The sequence below is a fragment of the Plantibacter elymi (nom. nud.) genome (genome assembly GCF_900177795.1).
Lineage (GTDB): Bacteria > Actinomycetota > Actinomycetes > Actinomycetales > Microbacteriaceae > Plantibacter > Plantibacter elymi.
This window is the reverse complement of sequence record NZ_FXWJ01000001.1, coordinates 548,439-570,302: the sequence shown is the minus strand read 5'-3', so window position 1 is coordinate 570,302 and position 21,864 is coordinate 548,439. Positions and strand designations below refer to the sequence as shown.

Below are 21,864 nucleotides of genomic sequence, written 5' to 3'. Positions count from 1 at the left end.
GCCCGATCACCAGGGCAGGTCGAGACTCGGTACCAGGCCGCCCGCGGCCGCGCCGGAGCCCGGGCACACGAGCACGCCGTCGGCGTCGGCGAGGCCTCGGAGCATGGCTGCCCCGTGCCACGGCGTCGGCTCCGCATGCGCCGTGGCCGAGTCGGGATCGTGCACCGAGCGGTAGGGGCGCAGGACCGTCCCGGAGCGGACCCCGTCGATGGGCGAAGCGAGCACCGCCGGTCGCAGGGCCGGGAGTTCGAGTCCCTGGAGGCCCGCGAGCACCGGGTGCACGAGCGTGAGGACGCTGAGCAGTGCGGCGAGCGGATTGCCGGGGAGCCCGACGAACAGGCGACCGTCCGGCAGCCGCGCGAGCAGGGCGGGGCCACCCGGACGGACGTCGACGCCGTCCACGAGGAAGTCCGCTCCGGCGTCGCGCAGCAGCGCTCGGACATGATCGGCGCGGGAGTCGCCGGTACCACCCGTGGTCACGACGAGGTCCCGCTGGTGGCGGGCAGGAGCGCCGACCGCACTCGTCAGCCCGAGGGCGTCGGCCGTGGTGGACGCGTCATCGCCGACACGGACGCTGGACGTCACGACGCCACCGAGCGAGGTGATCACTCCCGGGAGGGATGGGCCGAAGCTGTCGCGGACGAACCCCGGGCCGGGCACGCCGCTCGTGACGACCTCATCACCCGTGAGGACCAGGCGGGCCCGCGGGGTCGGTACGACAGGCACGCGGTCGAAGCCGGCTCCGGCGGCGACCGCGAGGTGGACGGGACCGAGACGCGTGCCGGCGTCGAGGACGGTCGACCCCGCGGGTGACTCGGTTCCGGCGGGCCGGATGTGCCGCCCCGGGCGCGGCTCACCGCTCGGTGCGGTCGGGGCGAGGTGGAGGTGAGGTGATCCCGAGCCGTGCTCGACGATGCCGTGCTCGAGCTGGAGCACAGTCTCGGCGCCCGCCGGGATCAGCCCACCGGTCAGCACGTCGACCGCGACACCGTCGCTGAGTCCGACCGACCGCGCGCGCTCGGCGTCACCGCCGGTCAAGAGCACCCACGGCCCGCTCCCGGCCAGCGCCCAGCCGTCCATCGCCGAGGAGTCGTAGTGCGGGATCGCGATGGGCGAGACGAGCGGCGCCGCGAGGACGTGCCCGAGGGCCTCGGTGAGCGCCAGGGTGTCGACGACGTCGGACCGCAGCGCGGCACCCGCCGCATGCGCGATGCTGCGGGCGTCCGACCAGGAGGACCTCGTCATGCGGTCGAGTCCGAGGCGACCAACCGGTCGACGGCCGCGGTCGCAGCCTCGGCGGCGGCGACCGGATCCGCCCCGCTCGCGAGCGCCTTCCCGACGGCGATGCCGACGAGATAGGTGGTGAGTGGGGCGGCCGGACGCAGCACGGCGTGCGCGGCCGTGCCCGCGAGTCCGAGGACGGCGTCGATGTCGACCGCGACGTCGCCGAGCTCCAGCTCGGCAGACACCCGGTCGGTCCAGTCGGCGAGGACGGCATGCAGGTCATCGGTCATGGGAGACGCTCCTCAGGGTCGCGGTCGGCATGGTGGACGCGGTCGATGCCGGCGACTCGACGGCGGTGACGACCCCGAGTTCGGTGGCGTCGGCCCAGGTGTCGACGTCGGCCGAGCCGCCGTCGGGGATGGGCACCTGTCGGAGGACGAGTCCGGCGAGCAGCTGGCGGACGGAGACACCCGCGAGGTCACCGCTCGGCTGTGACATCCGGAGTGCGGCGACCCGGCCTTCCAGGGCCTCCCGGTGGTAGACGGCGAGCAGCGACTGCTCACGACCGGAGTCGTCCACCGCGACCCAGCCGTCGGTGTCCGTCCCGGCAGTGTCAGTGGTGGTGGCGGTGGCTGCGTCGAGCACCGCGGCGAGCGCCGGCGCGGCATCCGGCATGTCGCAGGCGAGGACGGCGACCCGCGCGGGACCCTCGGCCGCGACGCCATCACGCAGGGCGTCCAGGCCTGCGGCGATGGCCGCAGCAGGACCGCCGAACACGGGGCGCTCGCGGACGAAGCGGACTGGATCAGTCGTCTCGACCTCGGGGCCGACCACGACGACACGGCCGCCGGCCGCCCGCGCAGCATCGATCGCGAGCTGGAGGAGCGTCCGGCCGTCGCGGAGCAACGACGCCTTCGCGACGCCGCCGAGGCGGGAGGACCGCCCTCCCGCGAGGATGATCGCGTCGACGGACATGGCACCAGCCTAGGCCGCGATCCAACCCCCGAGGCGGCTGCGGATCCGGTGAGGCACCTTGCCCTCGTCCGATGGTGGTGATAGCCATGAGCCATGACTCGCATCACGGCGCGCAGACGCGCCACCCGCATCACGGTGGGACAGCCCGCGCGCACCCGCGAGGACGTCCTCGCCGTCGAGGAGCCGCTCGAGATCCGCGTCGGTGGTCGCTCGCTCGCCATCACGATGCGGACGCCCGGTCACGACGTCGACCTCGCGATCGGCTTCCTCGTCTCGGAGGGCGTCATCGGTCGGGGTGACGACGTCCGGACCGCACGGTACTGCGCTGGCGCGACGGACGAGGGCGTCAACACGTACAACGTGCTCGACGTCGCCCTGTCCCCCGGCGTCCCCGCCCCCGATCCGAGCCTGGAACGGAACTTCTTCACCACCAGCTCGTGCGGCCTCTGTGGTAAGGCGAGCATCGACGCCGTCCGGACGAGCTCGCGCTACTCCGTCGCGGACGACGACTTCCGCCTCGACCCGGCGCTCCTCGTGACCTTCCCCGACCGCCTCCGGGCACAGCAGGCGGTCTTCGAGCGCACCGGTGGCCTGCACGCGGCCGGCCTGTTCGACGCCCGCACCGGCGAGATGCTCGTCCTCCGCGAGGACGTCGGCCGGCACAACGCCGTCGACAAGGTCGTCGGATGGGCGGCGAAGGAGGGGTTGCTCCCCCTCCGCTCCATGGTCCTGATGGTGTCCGGGCGCGCGAGTTTCGAGCTCACGCAGAAGGCCTCGATGGCCGGCATCCCGATGCTCGCCGCCGTCTCCGCTCCGTCCTCGCTCGCCGCCGAACTGGCCACCGAACTCGGGATGACGCTCGTCGGATTCCTCCGCGGCGACTCGATGGTCGTCTACAGCGGAGCGCATCGCCTTGCCGACCCGGCCGAAGGCTCGGCGCCAGCAGCACTCCAGACCGGAGCGAACGCATGAGCACCGAACCGCCCGTCGAGGACGTCACGGACGCCGACATCGAGGTCAGCCACCCGAAGCACGTCGCCGTCGGCCTGCCCGGCATCCTGCACTCGATGGAGCCCGCCCTCCGACAGCTCGGGCCGAAGCGGACCGCGGAGCTGTTCACCTCGATCAACCAGCGCGGCGGCTTCGACTGCATGAGCTGCGCCTGGCCCGACCCGGACGACCGCAAGAAGCTCGAGTTCTGCGAGAACGGCGCGAAGGCCGTCATCTGGGAGGCGACGCCGGTCGTCATCCCGAGCGCGTTCTGGGCCGAACACTCGCTCACCGATCTCGCCGACAAGTCGGAGTACTGGCTCGGCATGCAGGGTCGGCTGTCGGAGCCCGTCTACAAGCCGGCCGGTTCGGACCACTACCGGCCGGTGAGCTGGGATGAGGCGTTCGCCATCGTCGGCGATCAGCTGCGTGGGCAGGCGTCCCCTGATGAAGCCGTCTTCTACACGAGCGGCCGCGCGTCGAACGAGGCGGCCTTCGTCTATCAGCTCTTCGTGCGCGCCTTCGGGACCAACAACCTCCCCGACTGTTCGAACATGTGCCACGAGTCCACCGGCACTGCGCTCGGCGAGGTGATCGGCGTCGGGAAGTCGACCATCCGGTACGAGGACTTCGAGCAGGCCGACCTCATCATCGTGATGGGCCAGAACCCGGGCACGAACCATCCGCGCATGCTCACGGCGCTCGAGGACGCGAAGCAGGCGGGCGCGACGATCGTCTCGGTGAACCCGCTCCCCGAGGCGGCGCTCGAGCGGTACAAGAACCCGCAGACGGTCCGCGGCATGGTCGGGCGCGGCACGGTCATCTCCGACCAGTTCCTGCAGATCCGGCTCGGCGGCGACATGGCGCTGCTGCAGGCGGTCTCGAAGCGGGTCTTGGAGGCCGAGGCGGCGGCTCCGGGGACGATCCTCGACCACGCGTTCCTCGCCGAGCACTGCCTCGGGCTCGAGGAGCTCACGGCCCACCTGGCAGACCTCGACGAGACGGCGGTGCTCGAGGCGACCGGCCTCACGAGCGAGCAGATCGACGAACTCGCCGAACGCTACATCGCCTCGAACGCGACGATCGTCACCTGGGCGATGGGTCTGACCCAGCACAAGGCGGCGGTCAACGGGATCAAGGAGATCATCAACCTGCTCCTCCTCCGCGGGAACATCGGCAAGCCGGGCGCCGGTGCGTCGCCGATCCGCGGGCACAGCAACGTGCAGGGCGACCGGACGATGGGCATCTGGGAGCAGATGCCCGAGTCCTTCCTCGCCGCCATGGAGCGCGAGTTCGCGGTCCCGATGCCGCGGGAGCACGGTGTCGACGCGGTGAACGCGATCCGAGCGATGCAGCGGGGCGAGGTCCGCACCTGGATCTCGCTCGGCGGCAACTTCGTCGCGGCGATCTCCGACACCGCCGCCGCCGAGGCCGCGATCCGCGGAACGCAGCTGTCCGTGCAGATCTCCACGAAGCTCAACCGCTCGCACGCGGTCACGGGCGAGGCGGCGATCATCCTGCCGACCCTCGGGCGCACCGAGATCGACCTGCAGGCGAGCGGACCGCAGATGGTCAGCGTCGAGGACTCGGTGTGCGCGGTCCACGCCTCGCACGGCCGCATCCCGCCGGCAGCGCCCGGTCTGCTCTCCGAGGTCGCCATCATCACCCGACTCGCGCGTGCGACGCTCGGTGAGGACTCGGGCATCGCCTGGCAGGCGTTCGAGGACGACTACGACACGATCCGCGAACACATCGGACGGGTCGTGCCGGGCTGCGAGGGGTACAACGAGCAGATCCGCCGCGAGGACGGCTTCGTCCTGCCGAACGGACCGCGGGACTCCCGCACGTTCACGAACCCCGAGGGTCGCGCCCTGCTGACGGTCAACGAGCTCGAACCGATCCACTGCCCGCCCGGTCGGCTGCTCCTGCAGACCCTGCGCTCGCACGACCAGTTCAACACGACGATCTACAGCCTGAACGACCGGTACCGCGGCATCAAGAAGGGCCGGAACGTCGTCTTCGTCAACCCGGACGACCTCCGCGACCTCGGCCTGGAGGACGGGCAGACGGTGGACGTCTTCAGCGAGTGGGCCGGGCAGCCGGATCGGGAACTCCGCGGCTTCCGCGTCGTCTCCTACCCGACCGCTCGTGGATGTGCCGCAGCGTACTTCCCCGAGGCGAACGTCCTCGTCCCGCTCGATTCGACGGCCGACCGGAGCAACACCCCGGTCTCGAAGGCGATCGTCGTGCGGTTGCAGCCGGCCGCCTGACACCCGGAGCGACGTCGACCCGGGCGACGGTCTGAGCGGTTCATTCGTACGCTCGGAGGAGCTGCCAGCGGCCGCGCGCGCTGTCGAGTCGGATGTCGAAGACGAAGGACCGGCCGTCTGCAGCGGTCGCCTGGAACCGCCAGGCGGGGGTCGCCGCGGGCGGATGGGTGACGAACGAGACGTTCGGCTCGAGCGGTGTCGGGGTGTCGGTGACGAGGTACCGGGCTCCGTCCCAGAACAGTCGCTCCGGCACGCCTGCCGGCGTCGTCCAGACCGCGATCTCGGTGCTCGTGATCAACATGCGTGGCCTCCCGTCGTTCGAACATACGTTCGATAGAGAGTGAGCCTAACCCGACATCCGACGACACGCCAGCCCGGATCGGCCGCGGATTCAGTCTCCCGGCGTGTCGGCGAGGAACCGCTTGATGTCCTCGCCCATCACCGTCGCCTCGGTGTGGTGCAGGTAGTGGCCGCCGTCGAGTCGGACGAGTTCACTCCGGTCGACTCCGGCGAGCTGCTCCTCGTGAAGGGGCACCCAGTCGGAGAGTTCCGGGTCGTCGCCGACGACGAACATGAGGATCGGCAGGTCGGCCGGGAACGCTTGGGATCGGGCCGCCTTGAAGTTGCCGGGCGTGTGGGCGATCTCGTCGAGCAGCGTCGGCGACATCGCATTGCGGTTCGTCAGGATCGCGAGTTGGCGCTTCGTGGCGGCGTCGTACGGGAGGCCCTCGTACGGGTCGGGCGCGCTGGCGGTGAGGAGGCGGAGGATGCCGAGGGCCTTCAGCGTGTCGACGCCGTCGGTGGGTGTCGGCTCGTCACTTCCGGGCTGGGTCGGGACGCTCGTGTCGATCCCGATGAACGCCGTCACCTCGGCGCGGAACCGCTCCAGATACTCGAGGGCGTAGATGCCGGCGATCGAGTGTCCGGCGAGGACGTAGCGGTCGATGCCGAGGTGCTGCAGGGCGGCGTGCACCTCGCCGGCGATGTTGGCCGAGGTCCGGGGCACGTCCGTCTGATCGCTGAGGCCGTAGCCGAACGGCTCGACCACCACCACCCGGTACTGATCGCGGAGCTCGGCGACGAGCGGCTCGAAGTCGAGGCCGGGTGCCGCGGTGCCCTGCCCGGGCAGCAGGACGATCGTCTCGGCGCCGGAACCACTGATGACGACGTTCATGTCCTTGCCGTCGACGTCGACCAACTGCCCATAGGGCTGCAGGTCGCCCGCTTCCGACGAACTCGCGACGGCGTTCACGATGCTCGTCGTCGCGAGACCCGCTGCGATGAGGCCGGCGATCGTGGCGATCGAGATCAGTGGAACCTTCAGGAGCTTGCGCATCGTCACCCATCGTGAGGAGTCGGCGGCGGGCGGTCGCACCGCGCCGATTCCATCCTCACGGAGCGAGCGCATCGCCACATCCGCCGCTGGGCGAGGACATGCCCGACACGCCTACGCAATTGTGCGCAAGTAAAGCGCGGCTTCGAGTGCGACCGACGACTGAGCCGGCTGGAAGCGGTGGGCTTCCAGCCGGCTCCTGGTCGGTTCGCCTACTCGGCGGGCGGCGGGCTCTGCGGCTGCTGCGGCTCCGTCGGCTGCTTCGGTTCCTGCGGACGCTGCTCGTGCTGCGTGGGCGCGGGCGGAACCGGTGACGACGGAACCTGCGGCTGCGGAGGCCCCCACTGCTGCGGCGCGGGCTGGGCCGGAGCAGGCTGCCCGGGCGCGGAGCCCTGCCAGGACGGCGTGGGCCACTGCTGGCCCGGCTGCTGCGGGGTGAACTGCTGTGGGGCAGGCTGCTGCGGAGCCGGCTGCCCCTGGTAGCCCTGCCCGGGGTGCCCCTGCCCATACTGGCCGGGGTTCGGCTGGCCAGGGTTCGGCTGGCCGCCATACGGCTGCTGCTGCCCCTGGTACGGCTGCTGGGGGTACGGCTGCCCCTGCAACGGCTGCGGCGGTTGCTGTCCCGGGTAGCCCTGCTGGCCCTGGTATCCCTGCTGACCCGGGTAACCCTGCACCGGGTAGCCAGGCGCGGCCTGCTGGTAGACCTCCGGACGGTACGGCTGCTGCCCGTAGCTCACACGCTCGCCCTCCGGCTTCGGGGAGAACGCCCGCACGATCACGGGGATCACGGCGGAGATCGCTGCAGCGAGCGTCGTGGCCGCGGCGATGCGCCACCACCAGTCCGCCCAGGTGCCCTCGGGGAACGCCATGGGCAGCACGAGCACGAGGACCGTGGCGATGATGAGCGCGATCGTCACGATGCCGGTGGCCCTGACCACGGTGGACGTGGCGCGGGTGACGAAGTGGAGGAAGTACACCTGGATGATGATGAGCGCCAGACGCACGATGATGAGGATGCCGATGAACAGCATGATCTGCGTGGACCAGACGAACCCGTCGGAGGTGTTCGGCGGCTGGAGCCACCCGTTCCACAGCTTCAGGAGGCCGACGGTGACGAGGAAGATGTTCACCAACGTCGACACCGCGAGGTACCACTTGTTGGGTCCGTGGCCAGCTGCGGCGTCGAGCGACACGGCACCGACGAAGGCCGCGAGCAGCAGCAGCGTGAGCCAGACCCGCCCGGCGATGTCGGCCTGATCGCCGACGATGATGAAGTATCCGCCGATGATCGCCGCTGCGACGAGCGTTCCGATCGTCAAGGTCAGCGCGAGCACGGCCGACCGTGAGCGGCGCGGTGTGGTCTCGACCATTCGAAATCCCCAATCTGTCGTGAGTGCCAACAGTACCGGGGTGGCATCCGCATGGAAGGGAGGCCTCCCTACCTCTGGGGAGGACGCCCGCTTCTCCACAGCGGAGAAGCAGGGTCGCGGTCGGGCAGTCGATCAGGGGCGGTGGTAGTCGGCTTCGGCGACGTGCTCGAGCCAGGTCGTGCTCGCGGCCGGGTCGTCCGCCCGTTCGAACATCGCGAGGTGCTCCATGTAGTCGTCCGGCGTGGCCCCGTGCCAGTGCTCCTCGCCGGGCGGGGTGTAGACCGTCTGGCCCGGCTGGACGACGAGAACGGCACCGTCGCGCGTACCCATGAGGGCGACGCCCTCGGTGACATGGAGCGTCTGCCCGTTGGCATGGGAGTGCCATGCGGTGCGGGCGCCGGGGAGGAATCGCACCTTCGCGACCACCATGTGCTGGCCGTCCTGCTGCGGCGCGGCCAGCAGGTCGAGGTAGACGTCGCCGGTGAACTGCTCGGCGGGGTTCTTGATCGTCGCGGGTTTCGGTTGGATCTGCATACGGACGACGCTACGGCCGTGCACGTCGGCGAGGGAGTGTCCAGCAGTACACCCTTCGGCGATCACGACAGTACTGTGGACTCCGTCCCTGCCGAGCCCGCGGCGGCGTGACCCCCGAGCCAAGGAGAAGCACATGTCGGTCGGCCTGCTCGCCGTTGTCGATGACATCCTCAGCGCAGCCCTCAAGGCGAGTGCGAAGACCGCCGGCGTCGTCATCGACGATGCGGCCGTCACCCCGCAGTACGTGCAAGGGCTCACCCCCGCGCGGGAACTGCCGGTCGTCTGGCGGATCGCCCGCGGCAGCCTCATCAACAAGTTCGTCATCATCATCCCGATCGCCCTGCTGCTGACCGCGTTCGCGCCCTGGGTCCTGCCGTTCCTCCTCATCATCGGAGGCACCTACCTGTGCTTCGAGGGCGCGGAGAAGGTCATGGAGTGGTTCGGCATGCACCACGCGGAGGCGGAGGAGGACGTCCGCGACGAGAAGAAGCTCGTCTCCGGGGCGGTCCGCACCGACCTCATCCTCAGCACGGAGATCATGCTCATCTCCCTCGCCAGCCTCGACTCCGGGCTCGGCATCTGGATGACACTGGGCGCCCTCCTGGTCATCGGCCTCGTCATGACGGCGGTCGTCTACGGCGCGGTCGCCCTGCTCGTGAAGATCGACGACATCGGACTCCGGCTCATGAAGAACCCGTCACGCGGCGTCCGCCGCACCGGTGCACGGATCGTCGCGTCGATGCCCGCGGTCTTCCGCGTCATCAGCGTCGTCGGCACGGTCGCGATGCTCTGGGTCGGCGGCCACCTCGTGATCGCGAACCTCGCCGAGACGTTCTGGCACGGCCCGTACGACCTCCTGCACGTCGTCACCCACGCGATCGAGGCCGCCGGACCGGTCGTCGTCTGGATCGCCGACACCGCGATGTCCGCCGTGTTCGGACTCGTCCTCGGTCTGATCGTCGTCGCGATCGTGACCGGGATCTCGAAGCTGCGCTCGCGGAACCAGCCCGCGAAGGCTGCGCACTAGCGACGACAGCCGTGGTTCCGGGGGCGGCTAACGGAGCGGGCGGGCGTAGCAGAGCGACATCGGGATGACCTCGTACGGCGAGTAGATCGGGATGGGCTCGTAGCCGAGCCACTCGTAGAGCCGCACGGCCTCGGGCTGGCGGTCGCCGGTCTGCAGGATGAGGCGGGACGCCCCCTCGGCACGGGCGGTGTCCTCGACGGCGGTGATCAGGCGTTTCGAGACGCCCCGCCCGCGGTGAGCCGGGAGGGTGACGACGCGCTTGAGCTCCCATTCGCCGTGCAGTCGGCGCAGGGCGGCGTGGCCGACCGGCTCGCCGTCGATGAGGGCCAGGAAGGTCGCGCTGATGTCGGCAGGATCGACGGTGAACGCGGTCAGCGCTCGCTCGGCAGCCGCCGGGTCCCAGTCCTCCCAGGCCGACGCGTACCGTGCGTCCATCTCCTCGTCCATCGCGGCGCGGAGCCGCACGGCCCGCTCGTCGTCCCAGGCGACTCGCTCGATGACGACGGGGTTCAGCTCGGGCATGCGGTTCCTTCGGGACGGCTACTGCGGCGCGATCGGCACGTCGCCGCCGTCTGCCAGTGTCCCACGACGCAGACCCGTCGGAGCGCTTCACCTCCAGCATGACGGGGACTCCTGCCCAGCCTGCGCTGCTACCGTGGCGAGACCCAGGAACCCGTCAACCGCGGAGGCACCGTGCTCACCATCCCAGGCGCCGTCGTCGGCCCCGCGCTCCGACTGATCCGCGCGAACCGCGCCTTCGTGAGTGAGGCCGGCGCGCGCCGCCGGATCCGGGAGCGCACCCTCCGGCCGGCGTCTTACGGTCCGCCCAGCACCCTCCGCAGCGACGTCCGGGTCGACGTCAAACGTTTCGGAGACTGGCCGGTGTACACCGTGTCCCCCACGCAACGACCCGCGATCGGCGGAGTCGTGTACGCGCACGGCGGCGGCTGGGTCGGCGAGATCGCACCGCAGCACTGGACGCTGGCCGCCACCATCGCCGCGGAGACCGGCGCGGTGGTCACGCTGCCGATCTACCCGCTCGTGCCCTACGGCACCGCGGCCATGGCACAGACCGGCGTCGTCGAGCTAGTCCGGCGCAGCATCGAGCAGCACGGGCCGACCGTCCTCGCCGGCGACTCGGCCGGCGGTCAGATCGCCCTGTCGGCAGCGCTCCGACTCCGGGACGAGGGCGTCGTCCTGCCGATGACCACCCTGCTGTCTCCAGCGCTCGACCTCACCTGGAGCAACCCGCGGATCCCGCTCGTGCAACCGAGCGACCCCTGGCTGGCGACGCCCGGCGGACGCGTGTTCGCGGAGCACTGGCGCGGCGACCTGGACATCGCCGATCCGACCGTGAGCCCCCTGTTCGGCGACCTCGCCGGGCTCGGGCCGCTCACGGTCTTGAGCGGGACCCGCGACGTCCTCAACCCCGACGCCGAGTTGCTCGTCGACCGAGCCGAAGCGGCCGGCGTCACGGTCGACTACCACGAGGGCGCCGGACAGTTCCACGTCTGGGCACTGCTGCCGACCCGCGCCGGACATGCCGCCACGCAGACGATCGTCCACAGCGTCACGCGCGGGCTGCGCTGAGTCGCCCGAAACGGCTCGAGATCGCGGCGGAATCGCGCAGATTCGGGCAGCTCAGGGCTGGGTCCGGCGCTTCCGGACCTCGCGCAGGACCATCTGCTCCGGGCACACGGTGGACAGGAAGTCGCCCACCGACAGCGCGAGGCGCTCACCGACGAGTGAGTAGAGGATGCGGTTCGCGTCGCGGCGCTCTGAGACGAGGCCGGCCTGGCGCAGGACGCTCAGGTGCCGCGAGATGGTCGGACCGGTGGCGTCGAAGCGTGCGGCGATCTCCCCTGCGGCGAGCTCGCCGTCCTTGAGGTCCTGCAGGATCTGCCGCCGCGTCGGATGAGCGAGCGCGGCGAAGATGTCCGACGCTGTATCTGCCATGTTTGCAATCTAGCACAATTGCGATATACAGTTTCGCTATATTGCTAACAAGCGAAGGAGACGGCATGCGAGTGGCCATCACCGGTGGGACCGGGTTCGTCGGACGACACCTCGCCGAGCGACTGCAGCACGACGGCCACGAGATCGTCGTCGTCTCTCGACGCACCGGCGTGGAGATCGACGACGTCGAGGCATTGGCCGCCGCGTTCGCCGACTGCGACACAGTCGCGCACTGCGCCGGGATCAACCGGGAGCTCGGCGACCAGACCTTCCAGCGCGTGCACGTCGACGGCACCCGGGCGGTCGTGGACGCGGCCCGCCGCGCCGGTGTCGGTCGCATCGTGCTGGTGAGCTTCCTCCGCGCGCGCCCCGACTGCGGCTCCGGGTACCACGAGACGAAGTGGGCGGCCGAGGAGATCGTGCGCAGCTCGGGCCTCGCGCACACCGTCCTCAAGTTCGGCATGATCTACGGCGCAGGCGACCATATGGTCGATCACGTCACCAAGGCCGTCCGCACCTTCCCGGTGTTCGCGACCGTCGGCTACCGTGAGCGTCGCGTGCGTCCGGTGCCGGTAGCGGACGCCGTCGACGTCCTCGTCGCAGCGCTCGAGGGCAGGGTGTCGGAGCCGACGGTCGCGGTCATGGGCGCCGAGGAACTCGAGCTGGGTGCGGCCGTGCGCCGGATCGCGCACGTGGCCGGACGCCGCCCGCTCTACGTCCCGGTCCCCGTGTGGACGATCCGCCTGCTCGCGCGCGCGACGGAACACCTCATGAAGACGCCACTGGTGGCGAAGGCGCAGGCGCAGATGCTGGCCGAGGGCGTGAGCGAGTCCGCTCCACCCGCACCGGAACTCCCTGCGGACCTCCGTCCGTCACGCCGCTTCGACGAGTCCCGGATCCGTGCCGCGCTCCCCGTCGGCCGGTTCACCCTCGGCGACCTCCGCCTGTCGCGCTCATCCCATTGAGTCGCCCGGAACTGCTCGAAATCCGTGCGGAATCGCGCAGATTCGGGCAGCTCAGGGGGCTGAGGTCAGGCGCGGCGCCGTCGACTCACGTTCGACGAGCATGGTCGCGAGCTCGAGGTGGTGGGAGAACGGTTTCTCCCCGGCATGCAGGCGGAGCAGGGTGTCGACCGCTGCGCGTCCGATGTCGTGCATGGACGTGTGGACCGTGGTGAGGCGGGGGACGGTCAGCATCGCCGAGTACGTGTCGTCGTAGCCGACGACACTCACGTCGTCCGGCACCCGCAGCCCGGCTTGCACGACCGTGCGGATGACCGCGAACGCGTCGGCGTCGTTGGTCGCGAACACGGCGGTGGGCGGCTCGTCGAGAGCGAGCATGCGCAGGACCGCCGTCGACGAGGTCCCCATCCCCTCCTCGGAGACGAGGTCGGGATCAAGCGGGATGCCGGCCCCGCGAAGCGCTTCGCGGTACCCGACGGCGCGCGCCCGCAGGCCTGGATTCGCCGGGTTGCCTCCGACGAAGGCGATCCGCCGATGGCCGAGATCGAGCAAATACTCGACCGCCTGCTGCCCGCCGGCGCCGTGGCTCGAGCCGATACTCGCGACCGAGCGGTCGAGCGGATCGGGAGAGTCGACAGCGACGAGCGCGATCCCCGCGTCGAGGCAGGCGTCGACGACGTCGACGGCGATGGGCGTCGTGACGACGATCATGCCGATCGCACCTCGCGCGGCGACGCCGTCGATGAAGCTGCGGTCGAGCGCCACCCCGCCTGCAGCCGCACCACCGATGCCGTTCTCGACGAACTCGGAGCCGGGCGACAGCACCCGCGTCACGAGATCGACGTCCGACCGCCGTGCCGCAGCGACCATGCCGTCGAGGACACGGAGGGAGTAGACGCTGTGCAGGGTGTCGAACACGACGTGGATGCTTCGCGGAGCACCGGGGATCGATCGGGGTGTCGGGCGGTACCCGAGCTCGCGCACGGCCTCCTCGACCCGCGCACGGGTCGCCTCGGACATACCCGACCGACCGTTGATCACCTTCGAGACGGTCGCGATCGAGACACCGGCACGCTCTGCGATCGACGCCAGCGTCGGGCCCGTCATGGGTGTGCGTGCCATCGAGAGCCCTCCCTCGTCCCGCGGCGAGCGGCCGCCGGTCGCGCCCAGCCTAGCGAAACTGTTTCGAATCGACGCGTTGACGACGTCTCGCAGTCTCGCTTACCTTCGGGATCACGGCGCACCACGCCGAAAGACTTTCGTCACCCCGATCTGCACTGGAGCACGTCATGACCAGCATCCCGTTCACCGCCGACTGGATCCTCCGCGCACCCCGAGGCCCCTTCGCCGCCGTCCAGGGCGGTGTGGACGACTCGCTGATCGTGGCCCTCCCGCACGACGCCCTGCGCGACGCCGAGCGCTTGCCGGACGCACTCGCCAAGGGCGGGGCCGCCTACTACCCCACCGGCGCCTTCAGCCACGTGAAGACCTTCGAGGTCCCCACCGAGTGGTCCGGTCGCATCGTCCGGCTCGAGGTCCAGGGGGCGTTCCGGCACGCGATGGTGTACCTCAACGACGAGCTCGCCGGCAATCGTGCCGACGGCTTCGCGCGCTTCTTCGTCGACCTCACCCCGTTCCTCCGCTTCGGCGAGACGAACACGCTGCGCATCGAGACCCGCGCAGGGCAGGACTCCCGCTGGTACGCCGGAGCCGGCCTGCACCGCCCGGTCCTCCTCCATGTCGACGAACCCACGCACATCGAGCCCGACGGTGTCCGCATCACGACGATCCGGATCGAGGACGACCAGGCGGTGCTCGAAGTGGCGACCACCATCGTCAACCGGGGTCTCACCAGGAGTGCGCGCGTCCTCGCGACGGAACTCGCCGGCCCTGACGGGAGCATGGTGGAGGGCGAACGCACGCCGGTCACGGTCGCGCCAGGCGGGACCGCGCTCGTCCGCCAGCGGCTCTACGTGCCGGACGCAGCCCTGTGGAGCGTCGACTCACCGGCGCTGTACTCGGCGAGGACCTCGCTCGAGGTCGACGACCGACCCGCCGACGACGCGGCCGTCGTCCACACGGTCCACGGCATCCGCACGGTCACCGTCGACCCGCGGAAGGGTCTCAGCATCAACGGCGAGCCGGTGCTCCTGCGCGGGGCCTGCATCCACAGCGACAACGGTCCGCTCGGCGCAGCATCGATCGCGCGCGCCGAGGAACGGCGTGTCCAGCTCCTCAAGGACGCCGGCTTCAACGCGATCCGCGCGGCCCACAATCCGGCATCGCCCGCCATGCTCGACGCCTGCGACCGCATCGGCATGCTCGTCATGGACGAGGCCTTCGACATGTGGGGCCGGGGCAAGACGGACAACGACTACTCCCTCGACTTCGCGCAGTGGTGGCGGGCCGATCTGGAGTCGATGGTGGCGAAGGACATGAATCATCCGAGCGTGATCATGTACTCGATCGGCAACGAGATCGTCGAGGTCGGCACCCCGCACGGTGCAATCCAGGCGAGGGAACTCGCCGAGCACGTGCGCGCGTTGGATCCGACACGACTCGTGACGAACGGCGTGAACGCGACGCTGGCCGTGCTCGACGATCTGGACGACATCATGGCGTCGGACCAGGGGTTGAACGAGCTGATGGGCGAAGCGGGCGCGAACATGATGAGTCTCATCGGTTCCTCCGACGCCGTCACGATGCGCACCGAGGAGTCCAGCGCGGCGCTCGACGTCCTCGGCCTCAACTACGCGGACGGCCGCTACGCGAGCGATGCCGAGCGGTTCCCGCACCGCGTGATCGTCGGCTCGGAGACGTTCCCGACACAGATCGGCGACCTCTGGCCGCTCGTCGAGGCGAACCCGAACGTGATCGGCGACTTCACCTGGACCGGCTGGGACTACCTCGGTGAGGTCGGCATCGGTGCGACCTCCTACGCCGAGGACCCCGAGGCGAACGGCGCCCTCGAGCGCGAGTTCCCCTACCTCACCGCGTGGTGCGGCGACTTCGACATCACCGGCTGGCGGCGGCCGGTGTCGTACTACCGGGAGATCGTCTTCGGTCTGCGGTCCGAGCCGGCCATCGCGGTGCTCCGACCGGAACGGCACGGGCAGACGATCACGATGCAGTCCCCGTGGGCGTGGAGCGACTCGGTCGACTCGTGGACGTGGCCCGGTTTCGAGGGCGCGCCGGTGACGGTCGAGGTCGCCGCCGACGCCGACGAAGTGGCCCTGCTGCTCGACGGTGTCGAGGTGGCGCGGGGGCCGGTGGGTGGACGCCGGCCGAAGCTCGCCGAGTTCGAGACCGTCTACCGGCCGGGCACGCTCGAGGCGGTCGCGTTCCGCTCAGGCGCGGAGGTCGGCCGCACCGCGCTCGTCTCCGCCACGGGCCAGACCAGGCTCGTGGCGACCGCCGACCGGTCGACGCTCCGCGCCGACGACACCGATCTCGCCTTCATCGCGATCGAGCTGCGTGATGCGGCCGGCGTCCTGGTGACCGGCGCCGACCGCGAGGTCTCGGTCAGCGTCACGGGCGCTGGTCGGCTCGCGGGTTTCGGAACCGGCACCCCGAAGACGACCGAACGCTTCGACGCGACCACACGCACCACGTTCGACGGACGGGCGCTGGCGATCGTCCGGCCGAGCGGGGCCGGCGCCATCACGGTGACGGTGAGCGGCGCCGGCCTCGACGACGTCGTCCTGGATCTGGAGGCAGCGGGTCGCTGAGTCGCCCGAATCTGCACGGATATCGCCGGATTCCGTGCAGAACCGGGCGACTCAACGCCCCATGGATCTGAGCAGCAGCGAGGCGAGTTCGTAGCGCGCCCGGCCGACGGGCTCGCGAGGGTCGTACCCCAGGATCCGGGTGAAGTGCTCGTGCTTGCCCTGCAACGTCGAGTGGTGCATGCCGAGCTCCTGCGCAGCTGACCGCACACTGTCGCCTCGCACCAGCGCGTCGAGCACCCGCACGGCGCGGTCGTCGAGTGCGGCGAGCGCCGAGACGTCCGGCACCCCGGCGGCGGTGGCGGCCAACTCCCGGACCGCGTCAGCGAGGATGCCGAGGTCCGCGATGTCGACGACCCGGTGGGAGGCGTCCGTCATGCTGATGGCCGACTGTGCGTCCGCCCACGATCGCACCAGCTGTGTCGCGACTCCCGGGCGTCCGATTCCGGCCACGCCGTCGACAGCAGACAGTCCCGTCACCGAGTCGGGACCGCTGACGATCGTGGCGCGCAGCATCCCACCAGCGCCGACCATGAGGGCCGATGGCCCACCCGGCGGATGCACCGACGGCGACGTCGCGATCACCCGCAGGGCGGAGCCGGAGAGGGACAGCCGTTCGGCGGCCTGCGATCGTTCCGGTTCGGAACGGTCGGCATCGAGCAGGATCTGCACCGAGGATTCCGCCTGCGGGTGACGCCGCGACCGCAGCAGCGCCACGGCGAGCGCGAACCGTTCGAGCACGATCGCGTCGTTGGCGTGGGCGACTCCGACGCGTTCCAACCAGACGGACCCGTCACCGGCGACCGTGCGCGTCGGCCAGTCTGCGGATTCGACGGGCAGACGGTGGCCGGCAGGATCGACGCGGACGGCGGCCTCGGGCGTACGCGCTCCTGCGGGCACCCCGGCCAGGACGGCTGCCCCGCGGGTGAGCGCCTCGGTGTTCACCCCGCCCGCGACGAGCGCGTCGAAGTAGGCGATGACCTTGAGGCCTTCACTCGCCTCGGGGTCCAAAGCGGTGAGGCGGCCGACGAGTTCCTGCATGGCGTCACTCCGATGTGCCTGTGACGACCCAGCATAGGGAACCGAGCCGTCGCAGGCGATGGCCTCAGGGCGCGAGCAGGCGAGCGACCCAGGCGTTCCGGGCCGCGGTCATGGCCCGAGCGAGTTCGGCGTGCGGCGCGAGCATGTCGAATCCGTGGAACCCACCCGGCCACACGTGGAGCTCGGCCTGGACGCCGGCCTGCCAGAGCGACGTCGCGTAGGCGACGTCCTCGTCACGGAAGACCTCTGCACTGCCGCAGTCGATGAAGGCGGGTGGCAGGCCGGTCAGATCGGTTGCGCGTGCTGGGGCGGCATAGATCGAGACGTCGTCGCCACCGACACGGTCGCCGAGCAGTGCGGTCCAGCCGGTGATGTTGCTGCCGCGGTCCCAGACGCCGACGCCGTCGATCTGCGCGGTCGAGACGGTGGCGTCGCGGTCGTCGAGCATCGGGTAGATGAGGACCTGTCCGGCGAGCTCCGGGCCGCTCCGGTCGCGGGCCAGGAGCGCGACACCAGCGGCGAGCCCTCCACCGGCACTCGCTCCGGCGATGATGAACCGAGCCGGATCGATGCCGAGTTCCTGCGCGTGCTCCGCCGTCCAGACGAGCGCGGCGTAGCAGTCCTCCACCGGGTACGGGTCGGGGTACTCCGGCGCGAGTCGGTACTCGACGGTCACGACCGTGGCGTCGAGTTCGACGATCCACGGCAGGAACTGGCCGAGCCCCACGAAGCGGTCGCCCATGACCATCCCGCCACCGTGGGTGTGGAACACGCCTGGCCCGGTGCCGGTCTTACCGGCTCGCGCGAGCACGGAGACGGAGATCTCGGCACCCTCGTACCCGGCGATGGTCAGATCGCGGCGCTCGACCCCGGCTTCGGAGAGCATGTCGTCCACCGGGAGCGAGACCGGTGACGCCTGCCGGAGCATCGGGATCATGTCGGCGGTGAGCGTCGAGGGCATCAGATCGCCGATGGCGGCGAGGACCGCGGCGAGCTCGGGATCGAAGGGCGGGTGGTTCGCGGTCGCGGTCATGATGAACTCCAATGTCCACAGCGGATGACGGTGTCCCCAGTCTGCTGCTCGCGGCGACCCGCCTCACCCGCCGAACGTGCCCGTCTTCCCGGCATCACACCGCCATCTGGCGGGCTCCGGGCGCGCTGAGTCGCCCGGATCTGCACGATCTCAGCCTGATTTCGTGCAGATCCGGGCGAACGAACGCGCCTAGTGCGGGTCGAGGCGGTTGAGCATCGCGACCGTCTGGTCGTATTCGCCGCGCACCTCGGCGTAGCGCAGGAACTTGACGTTCTCGACCTGGATCTCCGTGGCGTCGGGCTGCGACTCGATGAGGCCCATGACCTCGTCGGCGAACGCGTCGAGTGGCATCGCGAAGTCGCTCTCCTCCTGGCCGGGCATGAGCGAGGTGCGGACCGCCGGCGGGACGAGCTCGACGACACGGACGCCCGTGTCCGCCAGCTGGAGGCGGATCGACTCGCTCAGCATGTGTATGGCCGCCTTGCTCGCGTTGTAGGTCGGCGTCACCCGCAGCGGGGTGAAGGCGAGCCCGGACGAGACGGTCATGATCGTCGCGTCCGGTCGGCTGCGGAGCTGCTCGATGAACGCGCCGATGAGCCGGATGGGCCCGAGGACGTTCGTCGTGATGATCTCCTCGGCGGTCGCGACGAAGTCGGGACCGGTCCAGTCCTCCCCGCGCATGACGCCGGCCATCGTGATGAGCACGTTCAGCTCCGGGTGCTCCGCGATGACCTGCTTCGCCGCGGCTTCGATGCTCGCGGGATCTGCTGTGTCGATCCGCACGGTGTGGAGACCGGGCTCGTCGGCGGCGATCGACTCGAGGAGTTCGGTGCGTCGCCCGCCGATGATGACGGTGTTGCCGGCTGCGTGGAGGCGTCGTGCGAGAGCGAGGCCGATGCCACTCGTCGCGCCGGGGATGAAGACGGTGTTTCCGGTGATCTGCATGCATCGAGTCTCCGGCGGTGACGACGGCCGCACCAGGGTCCGGCGATCCATGGATCCGTGATCCCTGGATCGGGCGGCCCCAGGGGCGGATACTGGCGGGATGGATCGCCCAGCGCTCGCCGACTTCCTCCTCCGACACCGATCGACGTTGCAGCCCTCGGACGTCGGTCTGGGCAGCGGACCTCGGCGACGGACGGCGGGGCTCCGACGCGAGGAGGTCGCGCAGCTCGCAGCGATGTCGACCGACTACTACGCGCGGCTCGAGCAGCAGCGGGGTCCGCAGCCGAGCACGCAGATGCTGGGTTCGCTCGCGCGGGCGCTCCGGCTGAGCGCCGAGGAACGCGACTACCTGTACCGGATCGCCGGACACAACGCGCCGACCCGTCTCGCAGCGACCGACTACGTCGCACCAGCGCTCCTGCGTGTCCTCGACCGACTCACCGACGCCCCCGCGCTCATCCTGTCGGCGCTCGGCGAGACGCTCGTCCAGAACGATCCTGCCCGGGCGCTGTTCGGTGATGCGAGCCGGTACCGGGGCCTGGAACGCAGCGCGATCTACCGCTGGTTCCTGCACCCGGAGGAGCGCGAGCGATACCCGGCCGAAGACCGGGACCGACAGAGTCGATCGCAAGTCGCGTCGCTCCGTGCGGCCTACGGCTCGTTGGGGGCGCAGTCGCCGGCCGGCGAGATCGTCGAGGCACTCTCCGGGCACAGTGAGGAGTTCCGGCGACTGTGGGCGACGCACGAGGTCGGGCGGCGGTTCGAGGACCACAAGGTGCTCATCCACCCCGAGATCGGCCCCATCGAGTTGGACTGTCAGGCCCTGTTCACCGAGGACCAGTCGCAGGCACTCCTCGTCCTCACGGCCGCGCCGCACACCGAGGCCGCAGGCAAGCTCAAGCTGCTCGCCGTCCTCGGCACCCAGACCTTCGAGGGTGCGCGGTAGCGCAAGCGCCGGCCGAACGGTTCAGGCCGTCGGTGCCGTCCGCACCTTCCGACGCCGGACAGCCCCGCCGATCGCGGCGCCGACGACCCCGACGATCACCGGGACGACCAGCCCGAGGACGACGACCGCGAGGAGCGCCAGGACGAAGCTCGGCATCAGCCCGCCGCCGATCAGGTCGACCACGAGCAGCGGGATGAACGCGAGCAGCACGAGCCAGGCGAGCCCCGGCTGACGCGACACCGCGAGGATGCCGACCGCGAGCCAGACACCCGCGCCCCAGAGCAGGAGGCCGAGGGTGAAGCGCCAGGAGTCGTACGCCTGGTACGGCAGGAGTTGCGGACCGGGTGCGGCCAGATCCGGGTTGCCGATCACGACCAGCGAGGCGACCACGAGGCCGACGGCGGCGAGCACGAGGGCAAAGACACCGAAGACACGCACGGCTACCTCCTAGGGGGACGACGACCGCGCACCTGCGGACGGGTCAACCATACGGGCAGGGTGCCGTGCCGACGGGTCGAACGCCCCGGCGCTGAATCGACCCGGCAACGATCGCTGCGACCAGCCCCGTCACCAGGAAGGCGATCGCCACAGCCATTCCCTGGGTCGCCGACCAGTCCGTCGGAGGCGTCGCGACCGTGCCGCCTCCGACCATCGGGTACACGCACTGGTACCCGAACGGGAACAAGGAGAGTTCCAACGCCGGCGCCGGGTTCTCCGCGACCAGAGCGCCTGCCGGAGCGTTCTGACACAGGGCACTGTCGCCTGGGTACGCGTCCACCTTGACGAGGAACCAGGTCGCTGCCGCGATCAGGACCGCCGTGACGACGGCGATCGCCGCGTACACATAGCCGAACACCACGAAGATCCGGGACATGCCCAACCGTATCGCGGTGCGTCGCGGACGAGTTCCGGCAGACGGCTCCTCTTCCCTGCCCGTCGCCCACCGCGTACGTTCGAGGGATGAACGACGACGGACGCACCGAGACCGGCGAGCAATCACCCGCACCGGAGCAGGACAAGCTGCTGATCGAGTGGCTGGAGATCATGCACCCGCGCCTCGCACGATTCGAGGACTTCCTCACACCGCGCGAGGTCGTCACCGATTACTCGCGGGACTCGCTCGTCTCCCTCGAGCAGCTCATCCTCCACCGTTGGCCGGACCGCCACGCCTTCGCGCAGGAGCAGGACACCGATTTCAACGACGGTGCCACGCGATACATCGGCGAGACCTACCTGCGGATCGGCGGCGGCGGGTGGTTCGTGAACCACGATCCGAAGTTTTTGTACTCGGGTCGGCTCTGCATCCTGCTCGACGTCGAGATGCCCGTCCCGATCTCGCCGCTCAACCTGATCATCACGATGTTGAGCCGGCGCACCGGCAATGTCCTCACAAGGATCTGGGACGGGCAGACGAAGAACGTCACCGAGCGGCGTCTCACCGAACCGGGCTGGGAGCCGACGCGCGAGCCGTTCCCCGGCGCGATCCCGATGTCCCGCTTGAGCTCAGCCCTCACGCCTTCCGTCCGCTGACCC

General features: G+C 70.3%; 23 protein-coding genes. 8 read left to right on the top strand and 15 right to left on the bottom strand.

What is annotated here, in order from left to right; all coding sequences use genetic code 11:
- Positions 1 to 6: 6 nt before the first annotated feature.
- From CCK91_RS02725 to mobA, 3 genes are read right to left on the bottom strand one after another with little or no spacing between them, the layout of a single operon-like run.
- Entirely contained in the window at positions 7 to 1,245 is a 1,239-nt protein-coding gene (locus tag CCK91_RS02725; RefSeq protein ID WP_086472749.1) for a molybdopterin molybdotransferase MoeA, read from the bottom strand.
- A complete protein-coding gene (locus tag CCK91_RS02720) occupies positions 1,242 to 1,514 on the bottom strand; it encodes a DUF6457 domain-containing protein (RefSeq protein WP_086472748.1) in 273 nt (90 codons plus the stop codon). Before CCK91_RS02720 ends, CCK91_RS02725 begins: the two co-directional genes overlap by 4 nt.
- Positions 1,504 to 2,199 carry a molybdenum cofactor guanylyltransferase gene (gene mobA / locus CCK91_RS02715; protein WP_086472747.1) on the bottom strand — a complete coding sequence of 232 codons (696 nt, stop codon included), beginning with the start codon at positions 2,197 to 2,199 and terminating at the stop codon, positions 1,504 to 1,506. Before mobA ends, CCK91_RS02720 begins: the two co-directional genes overlap by 11 nt.
- Before the next feature lie 93 nt (positions 2,200 to 2,292).
- Here mobA and fdhD point away from each other — a divergent pair, with 93 nt between their 5' ends.
- Both fdhD and CCK91_RS02705 read left to right on the top strand, forming a co-directional pair.
- Entirely contained in the window at positions 2,293 to 3,171 is an 879-nt protein-coding gene (gene fdhD / locus CCK91_RS02710) for a formate dehydrogenase accessory sulfurtransferase FdhD (protein WP_086472746.1), read from the top strand.
- The gene (locus tag CCK91_RS02705) at positions 3,168 to 5,459 is read left to right on the top strand and encodes an FdhF/YdeP family oxidoreductase (RefSeq protein ID WP_086472745.1); all 2,292 of its coding nucleotides are present in this window, start codon (positions 3,168 to 3,170) and stop codon (positions 5,457 to 5,459) included. The genes fdhD and CCK91_RS02705 overlap by 4 nt, the downstream gene beginning before the upstream one ends.
- Before the next feature lie 40 nt (positions 5,460 to 5,499).
- On the opposite strand, the gene CCK91_RS02700 is transcribed toward CCK91_RS02705, so the two are convergent.
- From CCK91_RS02700 to CCK91_RS02685, 4 genes are all read right to left on the bottom strand, one after another.
- Positions 5,500 to 5,760 (bottom strand): hypothetical protein, encoded by a 261-nt coding sequence (locus CCK91_RS02700; RefSeq protein ID WP_086472744.1) that lies wholly within the window; start codon positions 5,758 to 5,760, stop codon positions 5,500 to 5,502.
- Positions 5,761 to 5,850: 90 nt separating this feature from the next.
- A complete protein-coding gene (locus CCK91_RS02695; protein WP_242664211.1) occupies positions 5,851 to 6,867 on the bottom strand; it encodes an alpha/beta fold hydrolase in 1,017 nt (338 codons plus the stop codon).
- A 137-nt stretch (positions 6,868 to 7,004) separates the two neighbouring features.
- The gene (locus CCK91_RS02690) at positions 7,005 to 8,162 is read right to left on the bottom strand and encodes a hypothetical protein (RefSeq protein WP_086472743.1); all 1,158 of its coding nucleotides are present in this window, start codon (positions 8,160 to 8,162) and stop codon (positions 7,005 to 7,007) included.
- A gap of 132 nt (positions 8,163 to 8,294) precedes the next feature.
- The gene (locus CCK91_RS02685) at positions 8,295 to 8,696 is read right to left on the bottom strand and encodes a (R)-mandelonitrile lyase (RefSeq protein WP_086472742.1); all 402 of its coding nucleotides are present in this window, start codon (positions 8,694 to 8,696) and stop codon (positions 8,295 to 8,297) included.
- Positions 8,697 to 8,829: 133 nt separating this feature from the next.
- Here CCK91_RS02685 and CCK91_RS02680 point away from each other — a divergent pair, with 133 nt between their 5' ends.
- Positions 8,830 to 9,723: a DUF808 domain-containing protein gene (locus tag CCK91_RS02680; protein ID WP_086472741.1), complete on the top strand. Its 894-nt coding sequence runs from the start codon at positions 8,830 to 8,832 to the stop codon at positions 9,721 to 9,723.
- 27 nt (positions 9,724 to 9,750) lie between these two features.
- Here the strand turns inward: CCK91_RS02680 and CCK91_RS02675 are convergent, their stop codons facing one another.
- On the bottom strand, positions 9,751 to 10,245 hold the full coding sequence (locus tag CCK91_RS02675) for a GNAT family N-acetyltransferase (protein ID WP_079000799.1): 495 nt from the start codon (positions 10,243 to 10,245) through the stop codon (positions 9,751 to 9,753).
- Positions 10,246 to 10,416: 171 nt separating this feature from the next.
- Between CCK91_RS02675 and CCK91_RS02670 the strand changes: the two genes are divergently transcribed.
- Complete coding sequence (locus CCK91_RS02670; RefSeq protein ID WP_086472740.1) at positions 10,417 to 11,313, top strand: alpha/beta hydrolase fold domain-containing protein; 897 nt, start codon at positions 10,417 to 10,419, stop codon at positions 11,311 to 11,313.
- Between the two features lie 51 nt (positions 11,314 to 11,364).
- Here CCK91_RS02670 and CCK91_RS02665 read toward each other — a convergent pair whose 3' ends face one another.
- A complete protein-coding gene (locus tag CCK91_RS02665; protein WP_086472739.1) occupies positions 11,365 to 11,679 on the bottom strand; it encodes a metalloregulator ArsR/SmtB family transcription factor in 315 nt (104 codons plus the stop codon).
- Positions 11,680 to 11,744: 65 nt separating this feature from the next.
- Between CCK91_RS02665 and CCK91_RS02660 the strand changes: the two genes are divergently transcribed.
- Positions 11,745 to 12,644, top strand: a complete 900-nt coding sequence (locus CCK91_RS02660) for an NAD-dependent epimerase/dehydratase family protein (RefSeq protein ID WP_086472738.1) — start codon at positions 11,745 to 11,747, stop codon at positions 12,642 to 12,644.
- Between the two features lie 51 nt (positions 12,645 to 12,695).
- On the opposite strand, the gene CCK91_RS02655 is transcribed toward CCK91_RS02660, so the two are convergent.
- Positions 12,696 to 13,763: a LacI family DNA-binding transcriptional regulator gene (locus CCK91_RS02655; RefSeq protein ID WP_207568167.1), complete on the bottom strand. Its 1,068-nt coding sequence runs from the start codon at positions 13,761 to 13,763 to the stop codon at positions 12,696 to 12,698.
- Between the two features lie 167 nt (positions 13,764 to 13,930).
- Here CCK91_RS02655 and CCK91_RS02650 point away from each other — a divergent pair, with 167 nt between their 5' ends.
- A complete protein-coding gene (locus CCK91_RS02650; protein ID WP_086472736.1) occupies positions 13,931 to 16,369 on the top strand; it encodes a glycoside hydrolase family 2 TIM barrel-domain containing protein in 2,439 nt (812 codons plus the stop codon).
- Between the two features lie 51 nt (positions 16,370 to 16,420).
- Here the strand turns inward: CCK91_RS02650 and CCK91_RS02645 are convergent, their stop codons facing one another.
- The 3 genes from CCK91_RS02645 to CCK91_RS02635 form a co-directional block, all read right to left on the bottom strand.
- Positions 16,421 to 17,407, bottom strand: a complete 987-nt coding sequence (locus CCK91_RS02645; RefSeq protein WP_086472735.1) for a hypothetical protein — start codon at positions 17,405 to 17,407, stop codon at positions 16,421 to 16,423.
- 64 nt (positions 17,408 to 17,471) lie between these two features.
- Positions 17,472 to 18,440 (bottom strand): alpha/beta hydrolase, encoded by a 969-nt coding sequence (locus tag CCK91_RS02640; protein ID WP_086473132.1) that lies wholly within the window; start codon positions 18,438 to 18,440, stop codon positions 17,472 to 17,474.
- 189 nt (positions 18,441 to 18,629) lie between these two features.
- On the bottom strand, positions 18,630 to 19,385 hold the full coding sequence (locus CCK91_RS02635) for an SDR family oxidoreductase (RefSeq protein ID WP_086472734.1): 756 nt from the start codon (positions 19,383 to 19,385) through the stop codon (positions 18,630 to 18,632).
- A gap of 100 nt (positions 19,386 to 19,485) precedes the next feature.
- On the opposite strand from CCK91_RS02635, the gene CCK91_RS02630 reads away from it, so the two are divergent.
- Positions 19,486 to 20,331, top strand: a complete 846-nt coding sequence (locus CCK91_RS02630) for a helix-turn-helix transcriptional regulator (protein ID WP_086472733.1) — start codon at positions 19,486 to 19,488, stop codon at positions 20,329 to 20,331.
- 21 nt (positions 20,332 to 20,352) lie between these two features.
- Here the strand turns inward: CCK91_RS02630 and CCK91_RS02625 are convergent, their stop codons facing one another.
- Both CCK91_RS02625 and CCK91_RS02620 read right to left on the bottom strand, forming a co-directional pair.
- A complete protein-coding gene (locus tag CCK91_RS02625) occupies positions 20,353 to 20,769 on the bottom strand; it encodes a hypothetical protein (RefSeq protein WP_086472732.1) in 417 nt (138 codons plus the stop codon).
- A 43-nt stretch (positions 20,770 to 20,812) separates the two neighbouring features.
- Positions 20,813 to 21,205 (bottom strand): hypothetical protein, encoded by a 393-nt coding sequence (locus CCK91_RS02620; protein WP_086472731.1) that lies wholly within the window; start codon positions 21,203 to 21,205, stop codon positions 20,813 to 20,815.
- A gap of 86 nt (positions 21,206 to 21,291) precedes the next feature.
- On the opposite strand from CCK91_RS02620, the gene CCK91_RS02615 reads away from it, so the two are divergent.
- A complete protein-coding gene (locus CCK91_RS02615) occupies positions 21,292 to 21,861 on the top strand; it encodes a hypothetical protein (RefSeq protein WP_086472730.1) in 570 nt (189 codons plus the stop codon).
- Positions 21,862 to 21,864: the final 3 nt, after the last annotated feature.

Bases quoted from the DNA above. Each gene is read 5' to 3' on its own strand.
- CCK91_RS02665 (WP_086472739.1), bottom strand. From the start codon at position 11,679: ATGGCAGATACAGCGTCGGACATCTTCGCCGCGCTCGCTCATCCGACG.
- fdhD (WP_086472746.1), top strand. From the start codon at position 2,293: ATGACTCGCATCACGGCGCGCAGACGCGCCACCCGCATCACGGTGGGA.
- CCK91_RS02675 (WP_079000799.1), bottom strand. From the start codon at position 10,245: ATGCCCGAGCTGAACCCCGTCGTCATCGAGCGAGTCGCCTGGGACGAC.
- CCK91_RS02645 (WP_086472735.1), bottom strand. From the start codon at position 17,407: ATGCAGGAACTCGTCGGCCGCCTCACCGCTTTGGACCCCGAGGCGAGT.
- CCK91_RS02655 (WP_207568167.1), bottom strand. From the start codon at position 13,763: ATGGCACGCACACCCATGACGGGCCCGACGCTGGCGTCGATCGCAGAG.
- CCK91_RS02705 (WP_086472745.1), top strand. From the start codon at position 3,168: ATGAGCACCGAACCGCCCGTCGAGGACGTCACGGACGCCGACATCGAG.
- CCK91_RS02620 (WP_086472731.1), bottom strand. From the start codon at position 21,205: ATGTCCCGGATCTTCGTGGTGTTCGGCTATGTGTACGCGGCGATCGCC.
- CCK91_RS02680 (WP_086472741.1), top strand. From the start codon at position 8,830: ATGTCGGTCGGCCTGCTCGCCGTTGTCGATGACATCCTCAGCGCAGCC.
- CCK91_RS02650 (WP_086472736.1), top strand. From the start codon at position 13,931: ATGACCAGCATCCCGTTCACCGCCGACTGGATCCTCCGCGCACCCCGA.
- CCK91_RS02640 (WP_086473132.1), bottom strand. From the start codon at position 18,440: ATGACCGCGACCGCGAACCACCCGCCCTTCGATCCCGAGCTCGCCGCG.
- mobA (WP_086472747.1), bottom strand. From the start codon at position 2,199: ATGTCCGTCGACGCGATCATCCTCGCGGGAGGGCGGTCCTCCCGCCTC.
- CCK91_RS02725 (WP_086472749.1), bottom strand. From the start codon at position 1,245: ATGACGAGGTCCTCCTGGTCGGACGCCCGCAGCATCGCGCATGCGGCG.
- CCK91_RS02720 (WP_086472748.1), bottom strand. From the start codon at position 1,514: ATGACCGATGACCTGCATGCCGTCCTCGCCGACTGGACCGACCGGGTG.
- CCK91_RS02630 (WP_086472733.1), top strand. From the start codon at position 19,486: ATGGATCGCCCAGCGCTCGCCGACTTCCTCCTCCGACACCGATCGACG.
- CCK91_RS02635 (WP_086472734.1), bottom strand. From the start codon at position 19,385: ATGCAGATCACCGGAAACACCGTCTTCATCCCCGGCGCGACGAGTGGC.
- CCK91_RS02695 (WP_242664211.1), bottom strand. From the start codon at position 6,867: ATGCGCTCGCTCCGTGAGGATGGAATCGGCGCGGTGCGACCGCCCGCC.
- CCK91_RS02615 (WP_086472730.1), top strand. From the start codon at position 21,292: ATGAACGACGACGGACGCACCGAGACCGGCGAGCAATCACCCGCACCG.
- CCK91_RS02660 (WP_086472738.1), top strand. From the start codon at position 11,745: ATGCGAGTGGCCATCACCGGTGGGACCGGGTTCGTCGGACGACACCTC.
- CCK91_RS02685 (WP_086472742.1), bottom strand. From the start codon at position 8,696: ATGCAGATCCAACCGAAACCCGCGACGATCAAGAACCCCGCCGAGCAG.
- CCK91_RS02690 (WP_086472743.1), bottom strand. From the start codon at position 8,162: ATGGTCGAGACCACACCGCGCCGCTCACGGTCGGCCGTGCTCGCGCTG.
- CCK91_RS02700 (WP_086472744.1), bottom strand. From the start codon at position 5,760: ATGTTGATCACGAGCACCGAGATCGCGGTCTGGACGACGCCGGCAGGC.